This is a genomic window from Parafrankia sp. EUN1f (assembly GCF_000177675.1).
Taxonomy (GTDB): Bacteria; Actinomycetota; Actinomycetes; order Frankiales; family Frankiaceae; genus Parafrankia.
In genome coordinates, this window is the sequence record NZ_ADGX01000018.1 from 64,328 (window position 1) to 90,426 (window position 26,099).

At 70.6% G+C, this 26,099-nt stretch carries 20 protein-coding genes and 1 pseudogene; 15 read left to right on the forward strand and 6 right to left on the reverse strand.

Annotated features, from left to right (window positions below):
- Positions 1-32: 32 nt before the first annotated feature.
- Positions 33-1,013: a zinc-binding dehydrogenase gene (locus tag FREUN1FDRAFT_RS07785; protein WP_006539444.1), complete on the forward strand. Its 981-nt coding sequence runs from the start codon at positions 33-35 to the stop codon at positions 1,011-1,013.
- Positions 1,014-1,235: 222 nt separating this feature from the next.
- Here FREUN1FDRAFT_RS07785 and FREUN1FDRAFT_RS07790 read toward each other — a convergent pair whose 3' ends face one another.
- Entirely contained in the window at positions 1,236-2,417 is a 1,182-nt protein-coding gene (locus FREUN1FDRAFT_RS07790; RefSeq protein WP_006539445.1) for an amidohydrolase family protein, read from the reverse strand.
- Between the two features lie 105 nt (positions 2,418-2,522).
- Positions 2,523-4,163, reverse strand: coding sequence for an AMP-binding protein (locus tag FREUN1FDRAFT_RS07795; protein ID WP_006539446.1), 1,641 nt, complete (start codon positions 4,161-4,163; stop codon positions 2,523-2,525).
- A gap of 396 nt (positions 4,164-4,559) precedes the next feature.
- Between FREUN1FDRAFT_RS07795 and FREUN1FDRAFT_RS07800 the strand changes: the two genes are divergently transcribed.
- From FREUN1FDRAFT_RS07800 to FREUN1FDRAFT_RS07820, 5 genes are all read left to right on the forward strand, one after another.
- Positions 4,560-5,747, forward strand: coding sequence for a hypothetical protein (locus tag FREUN1FDRAFT_RS07800; protein ID WP_232295089.1), 1,188 nt, complete (start codon positions 4,560-4,562; stop codon positions 5,745-5,747).
- A complete protein-coding gene (locus FREUN1FDRAFT_RS07805) occupies positions 5,740-7,371 on the forward strand; it encodes an AMP-binding protein (protein ID WP_006539448.1) in 1,632 nt (543 codons plus the stop codon). The genes FREUN1FDRAFT_RS07800 and FREUN1FDRAFT_RS07805 overlap by 8 nt, the downstream gene beginning before the upstream one ends.
- A 165-nt stretch (positions 7,372-7,536) precedes the next feature.
- Positions 7,537-8,583, forward strand: coding sequence for a dihydrodipicolinate reductase (locus FREUN1FDRAFT_RS07810; RefSeq protein ID WP_006539449.1), 1,047 nt, complete (start codon positions 7,537-7,539; stop codon positions 8,581-8,583).
- Positions 8,584-8,675: 92 nt separating this feature from the next.
- Positions 8,676-9,965, forward strand: coding sequence for an acyl-CoA dehydrogenase family protein (locus tag FREUN1FDRAFT_RS07815; protein WP_006539450.1), 1,290 nt, complete (start codon positions 8,676-8,678; stop codon positions 9,963-9,965).
- Between the two features lie 109 nt (positions 9,966-10,074).
- Positions 10,075-11,349, forward strand: a complete 1,275-nt coding sequence (locus FREUN1FDRAFT_RS07820; protein ID WP_006539451.1) for an acyl-CoA dehydrogenase family protein — start codon at positions 10,075-10,077, stop codon at positions 11,347-11,349.
- A gap of 98 nt (positions 11,350-11,447) precedes the next feature.
- Here FREUN1FDRAFT_RS07820 and FREUN1FDRAFT_RS07825 read toward each other — a convergent pair whose 3' ends face one another.
- Entirely contained in the window at positions 11,448-12,821 is a 1,374-nt protein-coding gene (locus FREUN1FDRAFT_RS07825; protein WP_006539452.1) for an ABC transporter substrate-binding protein, read from the reverse strand.
- Between the two features lie 352 nt (positions 12,822-13,173).
- Here FREUN1FDRAFT_RS07825 and FREUN1FDRAFT_RS07830 point away from each other — a divergent pair, with 352 nt between their 5' ends.
- Positions 13,174-14,196, forward strand: a complete 1,023-nt coding sequence (locus FREUN1FDRAFT_RS07830; protein ID WP_006539453.1) for an LLM class F420-dependent oxidoreductase — start codon at positions 13,174-13,176, stop codon at positions 14,194-14,196.
- Between the two features lie 90 nt (positions 14,197-14,286).
- On the opposite strand, the gene FREUN1FDRAFT_RS07835 is transcribed toward FREUN1FDRAFT_RS07830, so the two are convergent.
- The 3 genes from FREUN1FDRAFT_RS07835 to FREUN1FDRAFT_RS07845 form a co-directional block, all read right to left on the reverse strand.
- The gene (locus FREUN1FDRAFT_RS07835) at positions 14,287-15,150 is read right to left on the reverse strand and encodes an enoyl-CoA hydratase-related protein (RefSeq protein WP_006539454.1); all 864 of its coding nucleotides are present in this window, start codon (positions 15,148-15,150) and stop codon (positions 14,287-14,289) included.
- A 39-nt stretch (positions 15,151-15,189) separates the two neighbouring features.
- A complete protein-coding gene (locus tag FREUN1FDRAFT_RS07840; protein ID WP_006539455.1) occupies positions 15,190-15,987 on the reverse strand; it encodes an SDR family oxidoreductase in 798 nt (265 codons plus the stop codon).
- Positions 15,988-16,235: 248 nt separating this feature from the next.
- The gene (locus tag FREUN1FDRAFT_RS07845; protein ID WP_006539456.1) at positions 16,236-16,826 is read right to left on the reverse strand and encodes a TetR/AcrR family transcriptional regulator; all 591 of its coding nucleotides are present in this window, start codon (positions 16,824-16,826) and stop codon (positions 16,236-16,238) included.
- Between the two features lie 240 nt (positions 16,827-17,066).
- On the opposite strand from FREUN1FDRAFT_RS07845, the gene FREUN1FDRAFT_RS07850 reads away from it, so the two are divergent.
- The 8 genes and pseudogenes from FREUN1FDRAFT_RS07850 (at position 17,067) to FREUN1FDRAFT_RS45985 (ending at position 26,073) form a co-directional block, all read left to right on the forward strand.
- Entirely contained in the window at positions 17,067-18,056 is a 990-nt protein-coding gene (locus FREUN1FDRAFT_RS07850) for a hypothetical protein (RefSeq protein WP_006539457.1), read from the forward strand.
- Between the two features lie 71 nt (positions 18,057-18,127).
- Positions 18,128-18,838 carry an SDR family oxidoreductase gene (locus FREUN1FDRAFT_RS07855; protein WP_006539458.1) on the forward strand — a complete coding sequence of 237 codons (711 nt, stop codon included), beginning with the start codon at positions 18,128-18,130 and terminating at the stop codon, positions 18,836-18,838.
- Between the two features lie 347 nt (positions 18,839-19,185).
- A complete protein-coding gene (locus FREUN1FDRAFT_RS07860) occupies positions 19,186-19,986 on the forward strand; it encodes an enoyl-CoA hydratase/isomerase family protein (RefSeq protein ID WP_006539459.1) in 801 nt (266 codons plus the stop codon).
- Positions 19,983-21,242 (forward strand): acyl-CoA dehydrogenase family protein, encoded by a 1,260-nt coding sequence (locus tag FREUN1FDRAFT_RS07865; protein WP_006539460.1) that lies wholly within the window; start codon positions 19,983-19,985, stop codon positions 21,240-21,242. The genes FREUN1FDRAFT_RS07860 and FREUN1FDRAFT_RS07865 overlap by 4 nt, the downstream gene beginning before the upstream one ends.
- A gap of 171 nt (positions 21,243-21,413) precedes the next feature.
- Entirely contained in the window at positions 21,414-22,580 is a 1,167-nt protein-coding gene (locus FREUN1FDRAFT_RS07870) for an acyl-CoA dehydrogenase family protein (protein ID WP_157474445.1), read from the forward strand.
- Between the two features lie 351 nt (positions 22,581-22,931).
- Positions 22,932-23,558: a hypothetical protein gene (locus FREUN1FDRAFT_RS43550; RefSeq protein ID WP_157474447.1), complete on the forward strand. Its 627-nt coding sequence runs from the start codon at positions 22,932-22,934 to the stop codon at positions 23,556-23,558.
- A 367-nt stretch (positions 23,559-23,925) separates the two neighbouring features.
- Entirely contained in the window at positions 23,926-24,936 is a 1,011-nt protein-coding gene (locus tag FREUN1FDRAFT_RS07880) for an alpha/beta hydrolase (protein WP_006539463.1), read from the forward strand.
- A gap of 53 nt (positions 24,937-24,989) precedes the next feature.
- Positions 24,990-26,073 (forward strand): annotated as a pseudogene (locus tag FREUN1FDRAFT_RS45985) (helix-turn-helix domain-containing protein).
- Positions 26,074-26,099 lie beyond the last annotated feature (26 nt).

The following is a 26,099-nucleotide window of genomic DNA, read 5'->3' on the forward strand; positions in this document are numbered from 1 at the left end:
CCGTGGACCGGTCGCGGAACAAGCGAGGTGTCATGCGCGCGGCTGTGATCGCTTCCGAGGGCCGGTACGAGATCACCGAGGTTCCGGATCCGTCCCCGGGACCCGGCGAGCTCCTGCTCCGTGTCACCGCGTGCGGGTTCTGCGGCTCGGACGTCAAAGCGCGGGCGGCGATGCCCGCGGGGGTGATCATGGGGCACGAGTTCGGCGGCGAGATCGTCGGGATCGGCCCGGACACGACGGGTTGGCGGGAAGGCACCCAGGTCGCGGTGCTGCCCGCGCTTTCCTGTGGGAAGTGCGAGTGGTGCGCCTCCGGCCGGGTGATCCACTGCCCGCAGGTGCGCCTGGTCGGGCTCGGTGGCAGTGGGGGCGGCTTCGCGGAGCTGGCGGTGGTCACCGCGGCCGCCGCCATCCCGCTGGCACCGGGGATCGATCCTTTGTACAGCGCGCTGGTGGAGCCGTTCGCGGTCGGCCTGCACATCGCTCGAACGGGGTGCCTGACCGAAGCCGACGACGTGCTCGTCGTCGGCGCCGGGACGGTGGGCCTCACGACGATCGCGTGGGCGCGGCAACGCGGCGCCCGGCGGATCACCGCCGTCGACCCGGTGGCCATCCGCCGGTCAGCCGCGGAGTCCTTCGGGGCGACCGAGGTCGTCAGCTCCGTCGAGGAGGTCGACGCCGGCACCTACGGTTTCGTCGCCGAGTGCGCGGGCAGGGCATCGCTGCTCGACGCCTGCGTGACCGCCGCGCGGCCGCGGGGCCGGATCGTGATGGCAGGCGTGACGATCGAGCCGACCCCGTTCGCGTCGGCCGCGGCCCTGATGAAGGAGGTCTCGGTCGGTTTCGCCGTCTACTACACCCCCGAGGAGTTCCGCACCGTCGTCGACGCGTTCGCCGGTGGGCAGATCGACCCGGAGCCGCTGATCGCCCGTTGGGTGGGCCTCACCGAGGTGAACGAGGCCTTCGACGATCTCGCCAACGTCACCGCGAGCGCGAAGATCCTCCTCCGGCCCTGAGCGTGCGGTCAGACCACCCGCTCACGGTGTATCACCGGACGGTGTGACCGCGCGGGGCGCCGGCGCCGTGTGCCTGCCGCCGCCCCGCGTCGTGCGTCATGCGTCGTGCGTCATGCGTCGTGCGTCGTGCGTCGTGCGTCGTGCGTCGTGCGTCGTGATTGTGATCGTGGTCGTGGTTCCGAGCGGCGTCCGCCAGGGCGGGCGCCGCCGGTGCCGCGTCGCTCAGGAACTGGCCGGACCAAGCAGGTCGAGGCAGTTGTCGCGCATGATCTTGCGGGACTCGTCGTCGGTGAAGCCGTCGAGTTCCTTGTAGAAGTCGGTGGGCTGGGCGAGGCCTTCGCCGTGGGGCCAGTCGGAGCCGAACAGGATGCGTTCGACGCCGATGAGGTCGGCGAGCTTGCGGAGGTCCTCCTCGTAGTAGGGGGTGACCCAGACGTGCTCGCGGATCGTGTCGAGGGGGTCGTCGCTGAAGGTCCAGGGGGTCTGGTTGGCCTGCTTGCGGAGGCGCTTGACGAGGAGGGCGACCCAGTCGGAGCCGTTCTCGACGCTGGCGACGCGCAGGGCCGGGTGGCGGGTGAAGACGCCGTCGATGACGAGGGAGGCGATGGTGTCGTGGATCGCGCGGTCGGAGACGAGGACACGGGTCAGGACGCTGACCTGGCCGAAGCCCTCGAAGCGTTCGGAGCCGCCCCAGGCGGTGGTGGAGGCTTCGTAGCCGCTGTCGCCGAGGTGGAAGGCGACAGGGATCGACGCTTCGGCGAGGCGGGCCCAGACCGGGTCGTAGCGCTTGTCACCAAGCGAGCGTGAGGTGCCGTTCTCGGCGGGGACCGGTGCGGGGCGCACGTGGACGATCCGTGCTCCGCGCTCGATCAGGCTGTCGAGCTCGCTGACGGCGGCCGCCGGGTCGGCGAGGGAGAGCATCGGTGCGCTGATGAGCCGGCCGCGGTAGTCGAAGCCCCAGTCCTCCTCGAGCCAACGATTGAAGGCGTGAAGGCTGGCCATGGTGGCGTCGATGTCATCTTTGAGGGCCTGTTCGACGCCGCAGCCGAGGGTGGGGAACAGCAGGATCGAGTCGAGGCCCTGCGCTTCGACGAGGTCGGCGCGCTTGTCCTTGTCGCGGTACTCGTCGGCGAGGGGCTCGACCTTCATGAGCGAGCGGGGGTCGACGCCGTCGGGGATCTGGCCGCGGAACAGCGGGTCCAGGCAGCCGGGGACGATGATCGGGTCGAAGGTCGGGTTCGGGATGAACCGGTTCACCCGACCACCCATGATCAGTTGGACGCGCTTGCCGGCCTGCACGACCTGCACTCCGCGGTGCTTGAACCGCGGGTCCAGATGCCGGGTGAACGCGTCGAGCGTCTCGTAGTAGTGATTGTCCGCGTCGATCGGCCGGTAGCTCGTCATCGGTGTCCTTTGATGAATGCGTCTGACGACATGAGGGAATCTGGTTGTCGGACGATGCGGAGGTGTCTGTCCCGATACCTCGGTGAGTGCCCGGGACGAGTGGTCCTACGCCTTGGCGGCGATGGCGGGCACGGCGTCCAGCGCGGCTTTCCGTGCCCAGGTGTAGTCGGCCTTGCCGGACGCGTGGCGGCCGAGCTGGTCGCAGATCAGGACGGCGCGAGGTGCCTTGAACCGGGCGAGGGACCGCGCGACGAACTCCCGGATCTCCCCGGGAGCCGGCGAAGTACCCGCGCGCGGCTGGACGAGCGCGACGACCTCCTGCCCGAAGCGCTCGCTCGGGCGGCCGACCACGAGCGCGTCGAGCACGTCGGGGTGCTGGCGCAGCACCTCCTCGACCTCCTCGACGAAGACCTTCTCCCCGCCGGTGTTGACGACCATCGCGTCCCGGCCGAGAAGCTCGATCCTGCCTTCGGCGGTGAGACGGGCCCGGTCTCCCGGAACGGCGACCCGCTGGCCGTCGATGATCGGGAAGGTCTCCTCCGTCTTCGTGCGGTCGTCGAGGTAGCCGAGCGGGGTGCGCCCGACGCGCGCCACCCAGCCGATCTCGTCCTCACCGGGAGCCAGGAAGCGGGACCGGTCGGCGGACAGCACCGCGGCACCGGGCGAGGGCTCGAACTCGCGGGTCTCGGCGCCCTTCCGGGAGGCACCGAAGGCCATGCCGCCCGTCTCGGAGGCGCCGTAGCCGTCGACGACCGTGAGGTCGGGCAGCAGCTCGAGGATGCCGTGTTTGAGGCTCGCGCTCGTGATCGCGCCGCCGGTTCCGAGGCGGACCAGCGAGGAAAGGTCGTAGGGACGGGCCCGCATCTGGTCGAGCAGGGGCCGGGCGTAGGCGTCGCCGACAATGGACATCAGCGTCACGCGTTCGCGTTCGATGGTCTCGAGGATTCCCGGCGCGTCGAAGGGCTTCGCGTCGTCGTGCAGGATCACCGTGGCCCCGTTGTCCAGCCCGGCGAACGCGGTCCACTGGGCGGCGCCGTGCATCAACGGTGGTGCCGCGAACCAGACGCCCGCGCCGTTTCTCGCGATCGAGGCGATCAGCTCGCGGGTGGCCCCGTCGACGCCGCCCGCCGCGGAGACATAGACGTCCGCCTGCCGCCACAGGACGCCCTTCGGGGTCCCGGTCGTGCCGCCGGTGCAGACGAGGTACAGATCGTCCGGAGACGGCTCGGGCAGGTTCTCGACGTCCCCGGCGGCGTCGATCGCCTCCTCGAAGGCGATACTGCCGGGCAGTGGCTCGACGCCGGAGCCGTCGTCGACCTCCAGCAGCAGGCACCCCGCGGCGCCGCCGGCGGCGGCGATCGCCGGGCCGAGGCGCCGGTGGTAGACGATGGCCTCGGCGCCGACCTGCTCGAGCAGCGCGCCGATCTCACGCGGTGCGTAGTGGTGGTTGACGTTGAACGGCACCGCGCGGGCGCGGAAGGCTCCGATCATCGTCTCGATGTACTCGGGGCAGTTCGACAGCAGGATCGCCACCGGGCTCTGCCCACACTCCCAGCGCTCCAGCTCCGCCCGCTCGTGCCGGACGCCGAGCCCGCGGCTCACGAAGAAGGCGGCGAGGCGCCGGGTGCGGTCCCGTACCTGCGCGTAGCTGCGGCGCACGTTCGTCCACACCAGCATCTCGCGCTCCGGCGCGACGTCGGCGACGACGTCGATCACCGCGGGCAGGGACCACTCGTTCGCTGTCATAAGGACTCCTCGAGACGCCTCGGCATGAAGCGATGTTACGAAGATGTCTAAAGCTATTCAACGTCTAGGTCCGGTGGTGGCTCTCGCCGCATCCCGGCCACCGTCGACCGCGGGGCGGTCTCCGGGGTGGACATGACCGTGGTCAAGGCGGTTCGCCGCCGCCGACGAGGTGGTGTCGGGGCGACCGCTTCCCGGGGCGGCGTCTGGCCGGCATGGTCACGGGAGCTGACGTGGAAAAATATAGATCTATCGGCTAGCATCCGCTTCGCGGCGAAAGTGGAGGTGCAGCCCGGTCAGGGGGAGCCACGGCGTTCCGTTGCTGCCGGTCCGGCTGCCGCCCACACGGTGGTCGGTCTGGCACGCGAGAACCTGGTCCGCCCGGAGAGGGAGCCGACGTTGCTCATCCCTTTTGATGACTATCCGCTGCACCAGACGGCGCTGCCCGTCGCGCACGCGGGTGACGGACACGCTGACTTCTATGATCGTTTCTGGTTCAACGGTTATGACGAGGAGATGTACTTCGCGGTCGCGCTCGGGCTGTATCCGAACCGCGGCGTGATCGATGCTGCTTTCAGTGTGGTCCGCGACGGGGAGCAGCGTTCGGTGTTCGCCTCCGGGCGGATTCCGCTGGACCGGACCCGCACGACCGTCGGCCCGATCTCGATCGAGATCCTGGAGCCGATGCGGATGAGCCGGATCGTGGTCGACTCCCCGGAACACGGGCTGACCGCCGACCTCGTCGCGACCGCCCGCACCGCCGCCTATGAGGAGCCGCGCCAGACCCGCCATGAGGGCACGCGGCTGGCCATGGATGTCACCCGCGCCACGCAGATGGTCAGCTGGTCCGGGGCGTTCTCGACGGGCGGTGAGGAGGTCCGGATCGCCGCGGGAACCTTCGGGACCAAGGATCGCTCCTGGGGGATCCGAGGCGTTGGTGACCCGGCGCCGGCGGCACCGCGTACCGTGCTTCCCCAGCTGTTCTTCGTGTGGGCTCCGCTGAACTTCGCCGACGAGTGCCTCCACTACCTGGTGTTCGAGAACGAGCTCGGGCAGCCGTGGGCCCAGACGGCGGTGGTGATGCCGGTACTGACACCCGGCGCGCCGGTGGCCGGGCCCGATCTCGGATTCCGCCAGCTCCCCGGGACCCGCCACGACATCCGTTGGGCGCCGGGGCTGCGGCGGTCCGAACGCGCCTCGCTCGTCGTTCCCGGTGCCGAGCCGGTGCAGCTGGAGCCGCTGCGGACGTTTCGCATGAAGGGCGCCGGCTACCTGCATCCCACCTGGTCACACGGCAGATGGCACGGTGAGCTCGCGGTGGGCGGCGAGGTGCACAAGGCCGCCGACCTGGATGTCCTGGCGTTCGACACGGTGCACGTACAGCAGGTGGTGCGGGCGACCTGGGGGCAGCGGACGGGCCTCGGCGTGCTGGAGCAGGCCGTCATCGGTCCGTACCGGCCCGGTGGATTCGTCGAGCTGTTGGACGGGGCGCAGGCGCGGCGCCACGACGACGAGGGCCGCTACGAAGCCGGCCGCGATGAAGTAGGCCGCGCAGAGAAGGGCGAGGAGGAACTGTCAGGTGAGTGACGGCGTGTGGGGCAGCGCCCAGCAGCACACCACGACGGAGCTGCTGGTGCGGCGGATCGAGAAGGAGCCTGACAGCGAATACCTGGACATCGGCGGCCGCGCACTGACGGCGGCTCAGGTCGGGGACGGCGCCGCGCGCCTGGCCGCCGGCCTGCGGGCGCTCGGGGTCGCCCCCGGTGACCGGGTGGCGATCCTGCTGGAGAACTCGCCGGAGATGCTGATCTCCTGGTGGGCCGCGCAGTGGGCGGGTGCTGTGGCGGTGCCCATCAACACCGCCTACAAGGGCGAGTACCTGCGTCATCAGCTGCACGATTCGGGGTCGACCGTGCTGGTGGTCGCCGGTGACCTCGCCGACCGCGCCGCCGCCGTCACCGCGAACCTGCCTGCGCTGGCCCACGTGCTGGTGACCGGGCCCGAGATCCCGACGTTCCCCGGCGCGACCGGGCATCCCTTCGACGACCTGCTGGCCGGTGCGCCGCTGGCGGAGCCGGTGGCACGCCGGCCGTCGGACCTCGCGACCTTCATCTACACAGGCGGGACGACCGGACTTTCCAAGGGCTGCATGCTCAGCCACAACTACCACGAGGCGTTGTCCCGGCAGATCGGGTACAGCTGGGGCCGTACCGCGGATGAGGTGGTGTGGACGCCTCTGCCGATGTTCCACTACAACGCGCTGGTCACGGCTGTGGTCGGAACACTGGTGTACGGCGGGAGAGCGGCGATCTACCGGAAGTTCTCGGTGTCGAACTTCTGGCAGGAGATGAACCGTACCGGCGCGACGATGACCTCGACCCTGGGCACGATGGCCTACCTCCTGGCGCACGATGTGGACCGGCCGGAGATGCCGCGCTCGGGTGCGCCGGAGGCGAACCGGACCCTGCGGCTCATGGGCGCGGCGCCCCTGCCGCCCGAGGTCGACGACGTGATCCGCACCAGGTTCGGGATCGACACGTTCTCCGGGGCCTACGGCGTGACCGAGGCGAGCCTCATCTCCTGGCAGCCGCCGGGGGTGCGTAACAGGCCGCGGGCCGCGGGTGTCATCAACACCGAGTACTTCGACGTGCGGATCTTCGACGACGAGGACAACGAGCTGCCGCGCGGCGCCGACGGCGAGATCGTGATCCGGCCGAAGCGGCCGCACGTGATGTTCGAAGGCTACTGGGGCCGCCCCGAGGTCACGGTCGAGACCAGCCGCAACTGGTGGTACCACACCGGTGACATCGGAAAGATCGACGAGGATGGCTACCTCTACTTCGTCGACCGCAAGGCCGACTACCTGCGCCGCCGTGGGGAGAACATCGCCAGCTTCGAGGTCGAGCGCATTCTCATGAGCCACGGTCAGCTCGCGGACGTCGCCGTGCACGCGGTGCCGAGCCGGCTTACCGAGGACGACGTGAAGGTCACCGCGACCCGCGTCGCCGGCTCGACGCTCACCGAGGAGGAGCTTTTCCGCTGGTGCGTGGACGCCCTCCCGTATTTCGTCCTTCCGCGCTATATCGAGTTCCGTGACGAGCTGCCCCGCAGCCCGGTGGGCAGGGTCCTGAAGCGTGAACTGCGTGCGGAGGGTCCCACCAGCACCACCTGGGATGTCGAGGCGTCCGGCATCACCTACGAGAAGCGGTAGCCCCCGACACCCCACCGCGGAGCGATCATCGGCCTGTTCTCGACTCGGTCGGTGGCCGCGTCCCTGAGGGGCAGGAACAAATGGTCAGTACACGCGTGATCACCCCTTGAAACAGCACCGGGGCTCGTTCGGTGGCCGCCGGATATTCCTGAACGGACGGTGGAAATGACTTTTCGTGTCGTGCAGTGGACGACGGGCAACGTCGGAAAGCAGTCGGTCGAGGCGATAATCGCACATCCAGACCTGGAGCTCGTCGGTTGTTTCGCCTGGTCTCCGGAAAAGGTGGGAAGAGACGCCGGGGAATTATGCGGGGTCGCCCCGGCGGGAGTCGCGGCGACCAACGACATCGACGCGTTGCTGGGCCTGCGGCCGGACTGCGTGGTCTACACCCCGATGTGGCCGGACGTCGACGAGATGGTGCGCATCCTCGAGTCGGGCAGCAACATCGTCACGACGGCCGCCTTCATCACGGGCCATTCGCTCGGGGACGGCCGCCGCCGGATCATCGAGGCGTGCGATCGGGGCCAGTCCTCGATCTTCGGCACCGGGATCAATCCGGGGTTCGCGAACCTGATCGCGATCGTGTCGGCCGGTGGCTGTGATCGTGTCGACAGGATCATCGTCACCGAGACGGCGGACATCAGCGGCTATGACTCCCCGGCGACCGAGCTGCCGGTGGGATTCGGCCGGCCGATGGACGATCCCGAGCTTCCAGAGATGACCAGGTCCGGAACCGCCGTCTTCGAGGACGCCGTCCGGCTGCTGGGCGACGCGCTCGGTGTCGAGTTCGACGAGGTCGTCTGCGAGGCCGAGTACGCCAGGACGACCCAGGACGTCGATCTCGGCTCCTGGCGGATCGCCGCCGACCATGTCGCCGGCATCGCCGTCAGCTGGCAGGGGAGGATCGGCGGGCGGACGATCGTCGACCTGAGGGTGCGGTGGCGCAAGGGCCAGACGCTCGACCCGGACTGGCAGATCAGGACCGGGTACGTCATCGAGGTCCAGGGGCGCCCGACGATCCTTACCAAGGTCGACATCGCTCCGCCGCCCGACTTCGCCTGGAAGACGCTCGGTGACTTCATGGTGCTCGGCATGATCATGACTGTGCTGCCGGCGCTGAACGCGATCCCCGCGGTCGTCGCGGCGCCGCCCGGCATCGTCACCTACACCGACCTCCCGCTCCCGTTGCCGCGCGGGCGCGTCCGCGTCTGAGCGCAGCCGGATGCAGCCAGCCGACCAGGCGCGCCCGGCGCGCCCGCGGACTGTGGACGAACAAGACGCACGACTCAGCCGAGGAGCCGGCCGTGGATGATGTTCTGACCGACGAGCAGCGGATGCTGGTGGACGCGTCGGTGCGTTTCATCGAACGCACCTGCCCGCTGGAGAAGGTCCGCGCGCAGGCCTACACCGATCCCGTCTTCGCCGGGGCGTACCGGCGTCAGGCGGCCGAGCTGGGCTGGTTCGCGCCGCTCGTCCCCGACGACCTCGGCGGCGGGTGCATGTCCGACAACGCGGTCCTCGACGCGGCCCTCGTCGCCTACCACCGCGGCCGCCTGCTGCAGCCGGGTCCGTACACCGGGACCAACGTCGTGGCCTACGCCCTCGCGGCCGCGGGCACCGGCGAGCACACGGCGAAGGTGCTGCCAGCCCTGCTGTCGGGGGAGGCCTCGGCGTCCTGGGTACCCGCGGTGCCGTCGGTGTCGGTGCCGTCGGGAACCGGGGGCGTGCCGGGCGCCCGCCCGTGGCCGAGCCGCGTCGGTGGTCCGGGAAATCCCGTGTCGGTGACCAGGAACGGCGATGGCTGGCGCCTGTCCGGGCGGGCCATCTTCGTGGAGAACGTGGGCCCGGACGGTTGGTATCTCGTGTCCGCCGCGGCCGAGGACGCCACCGCGGCTGCCGACGGTGGCCACGGCGAGCCGGCGCTCGCGCAGTTCCTGCTGCCGGCGGACACACCCGGTCTGCGGGTGCAGCCCCTGGAATCGCTGGATCTCACCCGCCGGTTCGTCAGCCTGGAGTTCGACGACGTCCCGGTCGGGTCCGCCAGCCGGCTGCATGCGGCGGAGTTCGGGGACGACGAGCTGGTCGCCCGGCAGCTCGCCCTCGCCTGCGTCCTGACCACGGCGGAGTCGGTCGGTGCGATGGACTACGAGCTCGCGCTGACGGTCCAGTACGCGAAGGACCGGATCGCGTTCGGCCGCCCGATCGGCTCGTTCCAGGCGCTGAAGCATGTGCTGGCGGACGCGAGCCTGGCGCTGGAGATGAGCAAGGCGATCACGACCGCCGCGGCGTCGCGTCTCGGCGAGGCGATCGGCCTCGCCGACGCGGACGCGTCGGGGCAGGTCGAGGAGACGGACCCGGCCGGGTGGGCTCCTGGCCCGTGGGCCTACGGCCTGGAGGCCGCGAGCATGGCGAAGGCGTATGTCGGGGACAGCGGCATCTCCCTCGCCCAGAACTGTTTCCAGATCTTCGGCGGGATCGGTTTCACCTGGGAGCACGACCAGCACCTGTACCTGCGCCGCCTGACCACCGACGCGGCGTTCTTCGGTGACCCGGGCTGGCATCGGGAGCACCTGTGCCAGCTTTCCGGGATCTAGGGCCGCGAGTACGCGAGCCCGGTGCGGGCCGCACGCGGGACGCGGGACGCGGGCGATGACGGGCGACGGGACGGATGATGCGAGGACGGATGATGCGAGGGCAGACGACGTGACGACGGGCGACGTGACGACGGGCGGGTCGATCGGTCTCGACGAGTTCCGGGCCGAGGTCCGGGCCTGGCTGGCCGCGAACCTCGAGCGGAAGGCGCCGGGTGCCGGGGACGGTGGGGAGGCTCGTACCTACGAGCAGGTCGCGTCCGCCCGCCCGCTGCAGCGCAAGCTGTTCGACGCCGGGTACGCCGGTCTGTCGTTTCCGCGGGAGTACGGCGGCCGGGGCCTGACGGGTGAGCACGAGCGCATCTTCCGGGAGGAGGCGCGGGACTACGCCACACCGCAGTTCGGCGGCGCCGGCCATGTCACCTTCACCGCGATCGCCCGGTCGATGCTCGCGCACGCGTCCGCGGAGTTCCTGAGCCGGCACATCCCGCCGATCCTGGCGGGGGAGCGGTTGTGGTGCCAGTTCTACTCGGAGCCGGAGGCGGGTTCGGACCTGGCGGGGATCCGAACCACGGCACGCCGCGACGGTGACCGCTGGGTGCTGAACGGGTCGAAGATCTGGAGCACCGGTGCCCACCAGGCCGACTACGCCATGTGCCTGGCGCGCACGGACTGGGATGTTCCGAAGCATCAGGGCCTGACCTGGTTCGCCGTGCCCACCGGCGCCCCCGGAGTCACGGTGCGGCCGATCCGGCAGATCAACGGAGCGTCCGGCTTCTGCGAGGCGTTCCTCGACGATGTCGTCGTCACCGGCGAGGACATCATCGGCGAGGTCAACCAGGGGTGGTCGGTCGCGCAGACCATGCTGGTGTACGAGCGCGGCGCCGGGAGTTCCAGCGGGGTCCGGGTCGAGCCGCGGGAGCTGGCCCCCGACCTCGTCGAGCTCGCGCGCCGTGCCGGCCGTCTCGACGACCCGCTTGCCCGGCAGGCCATCGCGACCGCGCACATCAACGACTACGCCCAGTACCACCTCGGCCGGCGGATCGCCGCGAGGCTGCGTAGCTCCGCCCAGCCGCAGCCGGCGGTCGCCGCGTACGGCAAGCTTGCCGCGGGTGTGCTCGCCCCGATCCGGGCCCGGATCGGGATCGAGATCGGTGGGTCCACGGCACTGGTGTGGCCCGAGGACGCCCAGGAGGTCGCCGCGCTGCCCGCGACCACGTACCTGAACGGCCGGATGGTCGCCATCGCCGCCGGTACGAACGAGGTGCAGCGCAACGGCATCGGTGAGCGGGTGCTGGGCCTGCCCCGGGAGCCGAGTTTCGACGCCCGCAAGCCGTTCCGGGACGTCGTGCGGGACGCACGCACCTGGGACGGCCGGATCGGCTGAGTCGGCGGCCGGACCGGTCCGGCCGACCCGACGTGCGACGCCTGGCCGGGTCCTCGGAGAGGAGGCCCGGCCAGGCGTCGTTCTGTGTGACCGGGCAGTCAGCTCTTCAGATACGAGCCGCAGGCCAGCTTGCTGGTCACGTCATACCTGTCGCCGGTGAGCTGGACGACGGAGGTGCACGGCGTGGACAGGAAGTGGTTGAGCGGCCAGCGGGACTCGGCGACCGCACCATCGACGTGGTAGCTGAAATCGCCGTTCAGGACCTTCATGAGCGAGTCGACGGTCAGATCCCTGCCCGCCTTCGTCGCCGCGGCGACGAACATGTCCGCCGCCCAGTACCCGGCCATCGTGGGCAGGCTGAGCACGGCCGCGGGCGCGTACTTCTTGATGTCGTCGGTCATCTGCCTGATCGCCGGCACGGAGACGTCGGCACCGGGCTGCCACTGCAGGGAGGTGTAGGCCCCGTCCAGGCCCGCGACCTTGGCGGCGGCCAGGCGCGGGTCGTAGCCGACGGTGTTGAGGTGCTTCCCCGTGAACCCGGCGGCGTCCAGAGCCTCGGTCAGCTTGAGTGTCGAACTGAAGTCGACGCCGTAGAGAACCACGTCAGGCGGCGAGCCCTTGCTGGCCGTCATGAGCGCGCTCACGACCGGTGTGGCGTCCGTCAGACCGGAAAGGGGCACCGGTGTCTCCTGGTACACCACGTCGAGGCCGACCGCCTTGAGCTGCCGGCCGATGGAGGCCAGCCCGATCCGGGCGGTGTCGTTGTCGCTGCCGACCAGGGCGACGGTCCGGCCGGACGCGTCGCCGTCGAACAGGGCGTTGAACATGACGCCGTAGGTGGTCGCCGTCGCCGTGACATCCTTGCCGGGCAGCAGGCATCCGGTGACGCCGAAGCCGATCGAGGTGTTGCAGAAGCCCGAGTTGAAGCCCCAGCCGAAGAACGGAACGGTCTCGTCGCAGAAGGTGTCGAGGTAGCTGGCGTTGCTGGTCATCACCGGCACCGCGGCGAAGATCTTCTCCTGATCGACGAGCGCCTTGGCCTGTGCGCCGTTGCGCGCGGGGTCGTTGCCGTCGTCCAGGGTCCCGACGTAGTTGATCTTCCTGCCGTTGATGCCGCCCTCGGCGTTGGCCCGCTCGAACCGGGCTCGCGCCCCCTCGTCCGTGCCGGCCATGGAGGAGCCGGACGCACTCGTCAGATAGGCGAGGCCGCCGATGGTGATCTCGGTGTCCGTCACTCCCCGGGTGGGATCGGACGCCGTCTGGCCACACTTCATCGTGGACAGGTCGGGCTGGAAACCGCCGTCGCTCCAGCCGGTCTGCGGCCCGGCCTTGATGTCGGCGACGTTGACTGCGGGAGCGCTGGCCGTCGGGTCGGGCTCGTCGTCCGAACAGGCGGTCATGCCGGCCATGACAGCGCAGGACGTGGCCAGTACCGCGACGACTCGGGAAGCTAATCGTGCTGCTTGCTTCATGGGGGTCCTTTGGTGTTGACCGCAGCGTGAGTCGAACATGCTGCGCCCGATGGGATTGGAAGGAGAACCGCGCCGCGGGGGAGGATCAGACACCGTGGCGACGGTCGTCGCGGCCCCTGCCGCAGCGTGAAAAGAACTATAGGTTTTGAGGTGGTGCGTCGCTAGCCCACGACCCGCTTCGATCGCAAAAAAGTCGTCGGGATCCGAGCGCGGGGTTGCGCCCACCAGCGACAAGTGAGTCGTGGCAGCTCTGTGCCTCGGTGGCGGCGTCGCCCTCCGGTCCGAGTGGGTGGCGAGACCGTGCGACTATGTATCTAAACTATTAGCGGGTTTCTGGCTAGGGTGGGGCGTCATGCGGATCGATGGTGGGATGCCGTCCGTGCTTGCCGGGGTGCCGGCTGCGGCCGGCGCGCTGGAGCGGATGGGGTACGACGGCGCGTGGTGCGGCGAGGTGAACCACGACCCCTTCCTGCCGCTCGTGCTCGCCGCCGAGCACACCACCCGTCTCGAGATCGGGACCTGCATCGCGGTGGCGTTCGCGCGCAACCCGATGTCCGTCGCCCAGCTCGGATGGGACCTGCAGACGTACTCCCAGGGCAGGTTCGTCCTGGGTCTGGGCTCGCAGGTGCGAGCGCACATCGAGAAGCGGTTCGGCATGCCGTGGGGGAAGCCGGTCGGCCGTATGCGGGAGTTCGTCCTCGCGCTGCGGGCGATCTGGGCGGCCTGGCAGGAGGGGAACCCGCTGCGCTTCGAGGGTGACTTCTACACCCACAAGCTCATGACGCCGGCCTTCGTCCCCGAGCCGCATCCGTACGGCCAGCCGAAGATCTTCGTCGCCGCGGTCGGTACGGCGATGACCCGGATGTGCGGCGAGGTGGCGGACGGGATGCACACGCACGCCTTCACGACCCGCCGATACCTGGAGGAGGTGACTCTCCCGGCCCTCGCGGAGGGGCTCGGTGCCGCCGGCCGTGACCGCGGTGAGGTCCAGGTCTGCTGCCCGGCGTTCGTGGCGACCGGACTGGACGACGCCCAGGTGGCCGCGGCCGCGGACGCGATGCGTCAGCGGATCGCGTTCTACGGGTCGACCCCCGCCTACCGGGCGGTGCTCGAACTGCACGGTTGGGGTGAGCTGCAGACCGAGCTGCGGGCGTTGTCGCTGCGGGGGGAGTGGGCGACGATGGGCACCCTGATCGACGACGAGATCCTCGACGCCTTCGCGGTCGTGGCGCCGCTGGACACGCTCGCGGTCCGGGTTCGGGATCGCTTCGAGGGTGTGGTCGACCGACTCATGCTGAGCCTGCCCGCCGGCACGCCCGCGGCGACCGTCGAAGCGGTGCTGGACGAGGTACGCGCATCCCGCGGCATCGGCTAGGAATCGTTGGGCATCCGGTTGGGCATCGCCTGGCCGGGCGATGCCCGCGTCGCCTGGACCGCACGGCGGGCGGTCCGCATCCGTTCGGGTTCAGGCTGGTGGGAGCAGATCCAGGCGGTCGAACCTTGGCTCGCGGCGTTCGATGAACGCCGTGGCGCCCTCGACGGGGTCGGGGCGTCGGAAGGACTCCCGCATGAGGCGGTCGGTCTGGTCGACGGCCTCGCCGAGATCACGCTGGAGGTGCTGGTAGACGAGCTGTTTGGACACCATCATCGAGTGCGGCGAGGCGATGCGCGCCAGCTCGGTGATGTACACGCGACATTCGTCCAACAGGCGTTCCGGTGGCACGACCCGCTGGGCGAGACCGATGGCCAGGGCCTCCGGTGCCGGGACGACCCGGGACGACCAGAGCAGGTCGAGGGCGTGGGCAGGCCCCACGAGGCGCGGCAGCAGCCAGCTGACGCCCTGCTCGGCAATCAGGCCGCGCCGGGAGTACACGGTCGTGAAGCGCGCCGTGTCGGCGGCGAACCGCAGGTCGCAGGCCGCCGCGAGCAGAAATGCCCCGCCGGCGCACACACCGTTCACGGCGGCGATCACCGGCTTGCGGATGGCCATCGGCCAGGTGAGCATGCGCTGCAGGTCCGCCATGGCCGGCGAGCCCGGGAAGGGCCCGCTCCAGCCTTCGTCCACCGGGGATGTGGCCCTGCCACCCGAGGTGACCTGGGTGTGCAGCACGGAGACATCGAGCCCGGCGGAGAAGGCGCGATCGCCGGCGCCGGTGAGGACGATGCCCACCACCCGCCGATCATGCTCAGCGAGCGTGAACGCCTGGTGCAGCTCGCGCAGCGTCTGCCCGCGGAAGGCGTTCATGGCTCCGGGCCGGTCGATCGTCACGACGGCGACCGGGTCATCGATGTCCAGGTGAACGTCCTCGAACGCGCCGGTTGCTGGCATGTGGGCTCCTGGCCTGCCTGGTCGCCTGCTTGCTGATCGTCAAGAGGTCGCTTTCCCCGTCAGTGTGTCGACGGGGGACGGAGCCGGGCGGCCGGCGGGGCGCGGGACAAGAGTCAGTGACGGCACCATGCTGCTGGCGCCGAAGCCGAGCGTGGTGGCCGTGACGTCGACGAGGTGCTCGACATCGATGAAATGGCCTGTCAGGTAGCCGAGGCGCTGCCACTCGTCGACCGCCCGACCGATGTGCTCCGGGTCGTTGCCGGTGAGCGCGCCGGTCGCCGAGTCTCCCTCGCCGCCCAGGCAGTCGCCGATCGTCAGGCGGGTGAAGCCGACGGAGGGATGCTCGACGTTCCAGGCCTCGATCATCTTGTCCAGCGCGGCCTTGCTCACCGCGTAGCCGCCGATGAACGGCCACGGAGGCCCCGCCGAGGCGCTGATCGACGACAGGTACACCGCGGACCCGTGGGACTCGGCCAGATACGGCAGCGCCGCCGCGGTGACCAGCGAGGCGCCGGTGACATTGGTGGCGAAGAGCTTGGCCCAGGCGGCCGCGTCCATCTCCTCGATGGGTCTGATGGTGATCAGGCCGGTGGAGTACACGAGGCCGTCGATGCCACCCATCGCGGCGGCGGCTCGCGCGATCGCCTCCTGGCAGGACGACTCCGCGGTGACATCGCAGGCAATCGCGACAGCGCCGTCACCTGCCTCCTCGGCCGCCGCCTCGAGACGGCCGAGCCGGCGGGCGAGCATGGCGACCCGGTGGCCCCGCTCCGCGAGACCGAGGGCGATGCAGCGCCCCAGGCCGCCGGAGGCGCCCAGCACGACAACCCGTTTCATGCGGCGCTCACGGCAGTCACAGCGCAGGCCCGGACCGGCCGCCGTCGGGCCGAGCCCCCGGCTGTCTGGTCGGGCGCCAACCGTCGCAGGCGCCGACAGCGGAAGGTCATCGCGCCACCTCCGTACTCGGGAGCCCGACAGTCACAGCGACCGCGATCCCGCTCCCGCCACTGTTCTAACGCATCGACATTTAAATATCTAGATATTAAATTCGGTGCGCGGAAGTCGCATACTGTCGCGCGGGCCGGCTACCGTTCCGTGGCCCCGGCGAGACGCGGCCAGATCGTGCGGCACAGCTCCGCCGGCGTTCCCGGGCAGTTGTGGCGGAGCCAGTCGAGGACGAGGCCGAGCAGTGCGCCGGCGTGCAGCGCGGCGGTCGGGTCGTAGGGGATGTCGGCCGGGTCGTCGGCATGGGTGCCGGTGCCGGGGCGGGTGAGGTTGACGTGCAGCGAGATGGCGAGTCGCCGGTGCAGATGGTTGATCACTCGGGCGCTGCCGTCGTCGCCCAGCAGGGCGTAGTAGAGGCCGGACTGCTCCTTGATGTGCGTCAGCACTCGGATCAGGGCATCCCGCTCGTCGAGCTGCCGGGATGGGTCGCGGCTCGGCGCGATCACCGGCGAGCTGGAGATCAGTTCGTCGAACATCATGGTGCAGGCGCGTGCCGCGAGGTCGTGCACGTCCGCGTAGTGCTCGTAGAAGGTCGTGCGGTTGACGTCGGCCCGCCTCGTCAGGTCGGCGACCGAGATCTGGGCCAGATCGCGTTCGGTGATCAGCTCCAGCAGCGCGCGTTCCAGCGCGGAGCGGGTCCGTCGGGTCCGACGGTCGAGGGGTTGCGGCATGGGCGGTCCTCCGCCATAGTTGCCAGACAGATGTCCTCTAACGGACGATAGTCCTTTCATCGGGGCCGCGCGCGGCGAGCGGCTGATGGCGCCGGAACCGATGGTGGCGCCGGAACCGATGGTGCCGCTACTCGTGATCTCCTCTCGGGCTGCCGAGGCGGACAGCATCCCCATGCCCGGCCGCGACCCTCCCGAGCTGGTAGGTGCTCCGTGAGAATGCCACCAAACAAAAGGGGCAGCATGCCGGACCTCGATGTTTCGAAAGCCAACATCATCCCGTATGTTCACCTGGCCGACGCGTCCGTCCAGGACCATTCGACGCAGGACGGGCAGTTTCCGGGCCTTCACAACGACCTGTTATTCCTCTGGGCCATGGTCGACACGGAGAACGGCAAGCGCTACGAGCTGATTCGCATGCTCTCGTCGGGCGGGACGTTCGACTTCATCGTCCATGAATGCTCGACCGACCTGTGGGCCCATCCGACGACGGTCCGTTTCCCGTACGAGAGCGACCTGTACTGGGGCCCTATCGTCTGGGCCGACTCCAAGGCCGGCAAGACCGCGATTCCGGTCAACTTCAACGCCAAGCACAGCCTTTCGATCTCGCTCGGGCCGGCGGCGTACATATGGAAGGAGGACGACGGGCTCGTCGACGTCGTCCTGACCCCGCTGCCGATGAACGTGACGGCCATCTACGTTCCGGGCCTGCCCGACGACGTCGGCTACACGAGCTCGGGGTGCGCCGTGGCGGGCAGCATCGCCGGGTCGAGGATCACCGGCGGCTACGGCGGCCTCGACCGGATGTACTGCCTGCCCGGCCTGAGCGCCTGGGTGTCGAAGATCGCCAAGCTGGAGCACTACTGGTTCGTGTGGGGGTCAATCCTCGAGGACGGGCGCTGGGAGACCGGCAACGCCATGCTCGGCGCGGGCGACTACGCGACCGCGACCTTCCGTCGTGAGGGTGAGCCACCGGTCATCGCGACCAACGGCGACGTCAGCTCGAAGGTCGTCTGGGAGACGAAGGGCGAGGTGAGCCAGCCGAGGCTGGCCAGCCTCACCTTCGGTGGCCGCACCTTCAACTTCGAGGGAACGCACAACGCGGCGGCGGCCGCGGTATCCCTGGGAATCGCCTGGCTGCACGGGACCATGCAGGAGGAAGGTGGGCCCAGGCCGGCGCGCAGCTGGTCCACGATGGAGATCATCAAATCCCGCGCGACACCGCGCGAATAGCTCCCCGTTCTGGAGGAGTCGGCCCAGGCGGCCGCCGAAGGAAATCATCGGAAAGCGGCAGAGGAGGATGGTTGAACCTGACAACGGAGCTGGCCGGAAAAGTCGCGGTCGTCACCGGCGGCGGTGCCGGCCTCGGTGCCGCCATGGCCCGGGTGTTCGCGCAGCAGGGCGCGGCGGTGGCCACCCTGGACATCGACGGCGCGGCCGCCGAGCGGACCGCGAAGACCATCACCGAGGAACTCGGCGTTCCGACGACCTCGGCACGTGTCGACGTCGGAGACGCTGAAAGCCTCGCCGTGTCGGCGCGGCACGTCAGGGAGACGCTCGGCGGGTGCGACGTGTTGTGCGCGAACATCGGCGTGCAGCAGTTCGGGGCGATTGACCGGCTGACCGACCAGGACTGGGAATGGGTCCTGAACGTCAACGTGCTCGGCACGATCCGCACGGTGCGGGAGTTCCTCCCCCTCATCCGTGAGCGCGCCGGCTGGCGTCGGATCGTGCTGACCGCTTCGTCCAGCGTACTGACTCCGGCTGTGCGGATGGGTGCCTACCAGACGAGCAAGTTCGCCGTCACCGGATTCGGGGAGACGCTGCGCGAGGAACTGGCCCCCGAGGGCATCGGCGTGACTCTCCTCTTTCCCGGTGGGATGGCCACTCGCGGCTGGAGCGCCTGCGGGTGGACTCGCTCGCCTCCGACGTGCCTGCCGTCGCCGGGTAATGCCGGTCGGCGGTCGGCGGTCGGCGGTCGGCGGTCGGCGGTCGGCGGTCAGCAGTCAGCCTGACTCTAGCCCATAGCTCTAGATGTATCTGTCCTCGACGTCCTTTGGCCGGCGGGTGCGGAGGTCGGCACGGTGCGGATAAAGATCGTCGGATCTGGTGATGTGGTGTACGCGGGCTGGGTGCGGATGCGGGCAAGTGCCGACTTTGCTCGACACCACCCAAACATCTAGATAGATTGAGCCACTGGAGGTGCCCCCGCGGTCGGCGGTGCGCTCGTCCACCCGCTCGGCCTTGCTCGCACCGGCCCACGCGAGCGGTCCTTCCGGTTGAAGGTCCGGATCCCGGCCCCGGGTCGGGTCGGGTCGGGATACGCAGAGCAGACGTTCCCGCCCCAGGAGGGGATTTCGTGATGGACTCGACGCTCGTCGAACGCAAGGACGGACTGGTCACGGTGACGTTCAACCGCCCGGAGCGGAAGAACGCGCTCGACGCGGCCAGCTGGGCGGCCCTGGACCGGGTGCTCACGGAGGTCGCCGGCAACCCCGAGGACCGTGCCCTGCTCCTCACCGGGGCGGGTGGTAACTTCTCGTCCGGCGCCGACCTGACCGGCAGCGGTAGTGGTGGTAGTTCGAGCGGGCTCACGGGCCGCGGCCGCCAGGCCATCCTCCACGAGATGCGGCATGTCGGCGAGCTCATCAACCGGTTACACCGGCTGCCGAAGCCGACGATCGCAGCTGTCGACGGGGTCGTCGTCGGGGTGTCGATGGGCCTCGCGCTCGCCTGCGACCTCATCGTCGCCAGCGACCGGGCGCGGTTCAGCTCCGTCTTCGTCCGGCGTGGCCTCGCCCTCGACGGCGGGACGTCCTGGAGCCTGCCGCGCCAGGTCGGCCTGCGCCGGGCGAAGCAGCTCGCCTTCCTCGGGGACTGGCTCGGCGCCGAGCAGGCCATGGACTGGGGGCTCGTCAACGAGGTCGTGCCGGCCGAGGATCTGCAGAAGACCGCGGCGGCTCTCGGTCAGCGGCTCGCGGGCGGCCCGACCACCGCGATCAGCCTGATCAAGCGGATGCTGGACGCCAGCGAGTCGCTGACCTTCGAGCAGGCGGTCGAGGAGGAGGCCCGGGCGCAGCACATCACCTACACCACCAAGGACATGCGAGAGGGCATCCAGGCGTTCATCGAGCGCCGCGAGCCGAAGTTCACCGGCGAATGAGCGTCCGGCTGCTGGCGGCGGCGACGTCCGAGCAGGGGATGCTCGTCGACACCACCGTCCGCTTCATCGAGGAGACGCTGCCGCTGTCCGGCGTCCGCGCGCTCGCCGAGGGCGCCGAGCCCTTGGACGCGGCCTACACCGCCGACGCGGGCTCCCTCGGCTGGTTCGGGATGCTGGTCGACGAGCGCCACGGTGGTGGCAGTGCGTCCGGCAACGGGCTTGTCGACGCGGCCGCGGTGGCCGCCGAGCGTGGCGCCACGCTTCAACCGGGTCCCTTCGTCGGGACCAACGTCGTCGCCCACGCACTGTCCGTCGCGGCGAGCCCGACCGGTGACCAGGTGTCAGCGGGTCCGGTGTCAGCGGGTCCGGTATCAGCGGGTCCGGTGTCTGCGGACCCTGTGTCCGGGGAGGCCGGGCCGCACGCCGATCTGCTGGCGCGGCTCGTCGCCGGGCAGGCCGTCGCGACCTGGGTGGCCGGTGCGGTGGGCGGCCTGACACCCGGCGCCGGCGAGGTCACCATCCGGCCCGCCGCCGACGCGCCCGGCGGTGGCTCCGCTCTGGACGGCTATGTTCTGGATGGCGAGGTCCGCCACGTCCCCGACGCCCTCGGCTGCGACGCGTTGCTGGTCACCGGGAACGGCGCGGACGGCCTGACGCAGGTCCTCGTGGACACCACCGCACCGGGTGTCGTGATCCGCGCGCTGTCCGGCCTCGACATCACCCGGCGAAGCTGCGCCGTTCGCCTGAGCGGTGTCCACGTTCCCGCCGGCGCGCTGGTCGGCGTGCCCGGAACGGCCACCGAGGAACTGTTCGCCCGGCAGGCACAGGTGGCCGCCGTGCTCGCCGCCGCCGAGTCGGTCGGCTCCATGCACCGGGACTTCGAGCTGGCCGTCGAGTACGCCCGCGCCCGGATCGCCTTCGGCCGGCCGATCGGCTCGTTCCAGGCCATCAAGCACCTGCTCTCGGACACCAGCCTGTCGCTGGAGATGGCCAAGGGCCTGGTGACCGCCGCGGCCGAGGCGCTCGGCGGCGGCGCACCCGACGGCGCCGAGCTCGCCCACGCCGCCAAGGCGTTCGTCGCGGAGCACAGCATCACCCTCACGCACGCGTGCTTCCAGGTCTTCGGCGGGATCGGCTACACCTGGGAGCACGACCACCACCTGTTCATGCGCCGGTTGGCAGCCGACGCGGTGGCCTACGGTTGCGCGCAGTGGCACCGGGCGCGGCTGGCCGAGCGGATCGGAGGAGCCGGCTGATGGGAGACACCGCCGTGAAGGGCGAGGGGCAGACCGAGGTGCCGGCCGAGGCCTCGACCGAAACGCCCGAAACATCCGAAACGCTGACCCTCGACGAGTACCGCGCCAGAGCCCGGGCCTGGATCCGGGAGAACCTCAAGCCCGCCCGGCCGGGGGCCGGCCCCGGTGGGCATGCGCACGACGGAGACACCTCCGGAGGTCATCGCCGCCGGCCGCGCGCTGCAGCGAAAGCTGTTCGACGCGGGGTACGCCGGCATCACCTGGCCACGGGAGTACGGCGGCCAGGGGCTGGGCGGGGAATACGAGCGTGCTTTCCTGGAGGAGTCACGCGGCTACCAGCTGCCCAATCTCGGCATCGCCGGGGGCACCACGTTCGGTGTGTGCGCGATGACGATGCTCGCGCACGCGTCACCGGATTTCCTGCGGCGTCACATTCCGCGGATCCTCACCGCCGAGGAGCTGTTCGTGCAGTTCTTCTCGGAACCGGAGGCGGGATCCGATCTCGCCGGCGTCCGGTCGCGGGCGGTCCGGGAGGGCGGTCGCTGGATCCTGAACGGCGCGAAGATCTGGAGCAGCGGCGCCTACTACGCCGACTGGGGCATGTGCCTGGCCCGCACCGACTGGGACGTCCCCAAGCATCGTGGCCTGACCTGGTTCGCGGTGCCGATCAGCGCCAGGGGCGTGACGGTCCGGCGGATCCGGCAGATCACCGGCGACGCCGAGTTCTGCGAGGAGTTCTTCGACAACGTCGAGCTGACCGACGACGACGTGATCGGCGACGTCAACGACGGCTGGACGGTCGCGCAGACCATGCTGATGTTCGAGCGTGGCGGCGGGCTGAGCCACGGCGGCCCGGTACGCAAGGTCCCCCAGGGCATCGCGCCGGATCTGGTCGAGCTCGCCCGGTCCGTCGGCCGGATCGACGACCCGCAGGTCCGGGACCTGATCGTGCGGGCGCACGTCGACGATGTCGCCCGCCGTGCGCTGATGGCCCGCCTTGGCAGCCTCATGCGGGCCGAACCGGGCCGGGCCGCCCACCTCGCCTCGTACGCCAAGCTGTCCTCCGGAGTCCACGACCCCGTCCGGGCGAACCTCGCGATGGCGATCGGAGGCCCGGACGCGGTGGCCTGGGAGGAGAACGACGAGGCCGCCGGGCGCACCGCGACCGGCTTCCTCAACAGCCGCTTCATGTCGATCGCCGGCGGGACGAACGAGGTGCAGCGCAACGGCATCGGCGAGCGGGTGCTCGGTCTGCCCCGGGAGCCCTCGTTCGACAGCGGCAAGCCCTTCCGGGACGTGCTGCGCGACGCCCGGAACTGGTCCGGCCGCATGGGCTGAGCCGCGCGCCGGCCGCTCCCGCGACCGGCCGCCCCGGCCTGACCTGATCCGACCTGATCCGACCTGATCCGACCTGACCCGATCCGACCTGACCCGATCCGACCTGACCCGGCCCGGCGACGGAATTTCCGGCATTCCCAGCAGGCGCGGAATGGGTATCGCTCACCGAGCGGAAACCGAGGGACGACCGTAGGGTCCGTGGACAGGGGAAGGGAGAACCGAGGTCCACGTTCTCCGACTGTGTTCTCCGGCTGCCTTTCGCCGGGGATTTCCGCGCTGCGGATGACGGTCAGACGGGCCTGCGATCTCGAGAGCGCCCCGTAGTCGTCGGTGCGGTCGTTGGGGAGCGATGTGTCAGGTCCAGTCCGGCCCAGGAGGCGATCTCGCGGTGCCGCGGCGAACGCGGTTCGCGGGGTTCTTTTCGTTGTCTCGCTGCTCGTGCCCACCGCTGTCGCGATATGCGCGGCCGACGCCGCCGCCGGACGGCCGTTCGGTGGCGACCGGGTTGTCGTCGCCAGCGGAACCGTTGGATTCACGCTCGTCGTTCGCGGCGACGGCGACGGCGGCGGCTCTGGTGGCTCGGGCGTCGGCGGTGGTGGATCCGGTGGTGTGGGTGGAGGGGAGACCGGCGGGCCCGGCTCCGGGAACCGTGGGCCGCAACCGGCCGGTCCGACCGTGATCGGCGGCGCCGGCGCGGTGGTCGGGCCAACTGGTCCGGGCGACGTGGACGGCGCCGGCGCCGGCGCGGGTGACACGGCTGGTCGTGGCGCCGAGGACGGCGTGCCGGCCGAACCGACAGGCCGGCTGCCGTTCACCGGCATGGTCCCGCTCCTGCTGGTGGCGCTGAGCGCGATGCTTGTCGGTGGCCTCGGGATCTTTCTGATTCTGGCGGTGGTGCCGAGGCCGGCCACTCCGGCGGCCCGTGGCCGTGGTTTCGGCGCGCGGCTCCGCACACGCGCGCGACGGCGACGGCGATGATCGCTTCTGGCGCCGCGGGGCCCCGTCGCGGAATCCCGAGCTTCGGATTTCCGCTGCTTCAGAACAAGAAGTGATGATTCTGGCTGTTGCGGCAACCGAAATCCGCACTTCTTGCCGATCGTCAATGCCCTGATTGTTCTATTGGCGTGAAATACCCGCGCTGTGCGGCGGTGTGGGATCACCGGTGGGTCGCCGTGCGGCGGGTGGGCACGGTCGGGATCTTGCTACCCGCTCCGGGGATCGGGAGGGGGTCGGGAGGGCGGCCCGCCGGCTGGCGGGCGATTCCCGCCGGTTCGCACCTTCCGCGATCGCATCCAGCGGGCCAGCATCAGGGGTGTTGGCCCAGCTGGAACCTGCGGGAGCGAGAATGGCTGTGAGCGATGTGGATACCGGTGACGTGCGGGTCGGTCCACCACCGCCGTTCGACGTCGAGCTGGCGGCGGCCCTCGAGATGTTCGGGGCGCTTCTGCCGCAGTCGCTGACGCTGGCAGTGATCCGGGAGCTTCGCGAGCGGATGTCGGGCATCGTCGTCTCGGACGAGCAGCTCGCCCGCGGCGGCGCGTTCACCGTGGAGACGGTCTCGTTACCGGTCGAGCTGGACGGTCCGGGTGGGTTCGAGCTGCCGCTGGTCGTGTGCCGGCCCACGTCGACCGAGACCCCGGCGGCGGCCGTCTACTTCATGCACGGCGGCGGCATGGTCATCGGCGACGCGCGCACCGGTGTCTCCGAGGCTCTCGAGTGGGCCGAGGAGCTGGGCCTGGTGGTCGTGTCGCCGGACTACCGGCTCGCACCGGAGAACCCGCATCCGACCCCCGTCGACGACTGCTACGCCGGCCTGCTCTGGACGGCGGACCGGTTGGCCGATCTCGGTGTCGCCCCGGGCCGAATCGTGGTGGCGGGCACCAGCGCGGGCGGCGGCCTGGCCGCGGCCGTGGCACTGATGGCCCGCGACCGCGGTGGCCCGGCACTGGCCGGGCAGATGCTGCTGTGCCCGATGCTCGACGACCGCAACGACACCCCGTCGGCCTGGCAGATGGCCGGGCGTGGTGTCTGGGACCGGGCGTCGAACGAAACCGGATGGACGGCACTGCTCGGCGATCAGCGCGGTGGGCCCGACGTCTCGCCGTACGCCGCCCCGGCCCGCGCCGGCGATCTCTCCGGCCTGCCACCGGCCTTCATCGACGTCGGCTCGGCGGAGACCTTCCGGGACGAGGACGTGACCTACGCCAGTCGGATCTGGCAGGCGGGCGGCGCGGCCGAGCTGCATGTCTGGCCCGGTGGCTTCCACGGCTTCGACCTGATGGCGCCGCAGGCTCCCGTCTCGCGGGCCGCGAAGGCCGCCCGGACGAACTGGCTTCGCCGCCTTCTCGCCCATTAGTGGTCGCAACCGGCTCGGTCGGCACGGCACTATTGCCCGGTGAAGGATGCCCGGTGAAGGAGCTCGCCGGCCGGCTCTCGGCGCTGGACCCCGACGCCGGCGCGGCCTTACGCGCCGTCATCTACTTCGACCGGCTGGTCGAAGGCAGGGCCGGGCTTGAGGCCATCGTGCGCGGCACGGTACTGCTGACCGGTGCGCCGGCCCGTCTCGTGGACGTCGGCAGGGGCGTGCACGTCGAGGTCGACGTCGAGGGGCGCCGCCGGGTCTCCGCCACCGCGGCGGACGAGACCTGGCCCGGAGTCGCGGTGGTGCCGGGCGGGCCGCCGACGCTGTGGCTGGAGAGACCAGGCGCCGTCGGCCCGCTGGACGCGGTCGTGCTCGAGCGGGCGGCGGCCGCCTGCCGGGCTTATTTCGACCGGACGAGCGACCGGCCGTCGGTGACGGCCGACGACGGGACCACCCGGGCCTCGATCGAGGTTCTCCTGGACGCGGCGGCGTCGCCACGGACCCGGCGGACGGTGGCCGCCCAGCTCGGCCTCGACCCGGCGGGCCTCGCCCGCGCGCTCGCGCTGTCGGACGGCACCGCGCTGGTGGAGGCCGTGCCGGCGGGGCCCTGCCGGGAGCCCGGCACCGCCCTGGACCCTGTCGCCGCCGGGGACATCGCCGCCGGCCAGCGGGGCGTCCCCGCACAGGTCGCGGATCGGCGGACGGGCGTCGGACCAGCCGTGCCGGTGCTGGAGCTCCCGTCTTCCTGGCAGGCCGCCCGCACGGCGCTGCGTTTCACCGCCGGCGGCACCGCGATGGACCCGGGACCGCGGGTGGTGCACGCGGACCAGCTCGGCGGTCTGGCCGTGCTGGCCACGGCGGTCGGACCGGCCACGCCGCCCGACTCCGACGTCCAGGCCCTGGACCGGGCCGCCTCGGCGGCCCCCTGGATGCTGGCCACCCTGGAGGCCGTCACCACCAGCCCGAGCCTTCGCGCGGCGGCCGTGGGGCTTACCCGTGCACCATTCGACCCTGCAGGAACGTCTCCACCAGGCGGAGCAGGTTCTTGGCTGGTCCGTCCACGACCCGAACGGTCGCCTGCGCCTGCATCTCGCGTTCGTGTTGCGGAGGCTGCACCGAGGAAACGCCTGACCGCCCACTTCCCGAGCTCCCACAGG

Coding starts and splice junctions, on each gene's coding strand:
- FREUN1FDRAFT_RS07795 (WP_006539446.1), bottom strand. CDS start 4,163: ATGACAGCGAACGAGTGGTCCCTGCCCGCGGTGATCGACGTCGTCGCC.
- FREUN1FDRAFT_RS07860 (WP_006539459.1), top strand. CDS start 19,186: ATGGACTCGACGCTCGTCGAACGCAAGGACGGACTGGTCACGGTGACG.
- FREUN1FDRAFT_RS07785 (WP_006539444.1), top strand. CDS start 33: ATGCGCGCGGCTGTGATCGCTTCCGAGGGCCGGTACGAGATCACCGAG.
- FREUN1FDRAFT_RS07865 (WP_006539460.1), top strand. CDS start 19,983: ATGAGCGTCCGGCTGCTGGCGGCGGCGACGTCCGAGCAGGGGATGCTC.
- FREUN1FDRAFT_RS07830 (WP_006539453.1), top strand. CDS start 13,174: ATGCGGATCGATGGTGGGATGCCGTCCGTGCTTGCCGGGGTGCCGGCT.
- FREUN1FDRAFT_RS07850 (WP_006539457.1), top strand. CDS start 17,067: ATGCCGGACCTCGATGTTTCGAAAGCCAACATCATCCCGTATGTTCAC.
- FREUN1FDRAFT_RS07870 (WP_157474445.1), top strand. CDS start 21,414: ATGCGCACGACGGAGACACCTCCGGAGGTCATCGCCGCCGGCCGCGCG.
- FREUN1FDRAFT_RS07840 (WP_006539455.1), bottom strand. CDS start 15,987: ATGAAACGGGTTGTCGTGCTGGGCGCCTCCGGCGGCCTGGGGCGCTGC.
- FREUN1FDRAFT_RS07835 (WP_006539454.1), bottom strand. CDS start 15,150: ATGCCAGCAACCGGCGCGTTCGAGGACGTTCACCTGGACATCGATGAC.
- FREUN1FDRAFT_RS07845 (WP_006539456.1), bottom strand. CDS start 16,826: ATGCCGCAACCCCTCGACCGTCGGACCCGACGGACCCGCTCCGCGCTG.
- FREUN1FDRAFT_RS07825 (WP_006539452.1), bottom strand. CDS start 12,821: ATGAAGCAAGCAGCACGATTAGCTTCCCGAGTCGTCGCGGTACTGGCC.
- FREUN1FDRAFT_RS07790 (WP_006539445.1), bottom strand. CDS start 2,417: ATGACGAGCTACCGGCCGATCGACGCGGACAATCACTACTACGAGACG.
- FREUN1FDRAFT_RS07880 (WP_006539463.1), top strand. CDS start 23,926: ATGGCTGTGAGCGATGTGGATACCGGTGACGTGCGGGTCGGTCCACCA.
- FREUN1FDRAFT_RS07810 (WP_006539449.1), top strand. CDS start 7,537: ATGACTTTTCGTGTCGTGCAGTGGACGACGGGCAACGTCGGAAAGCAG.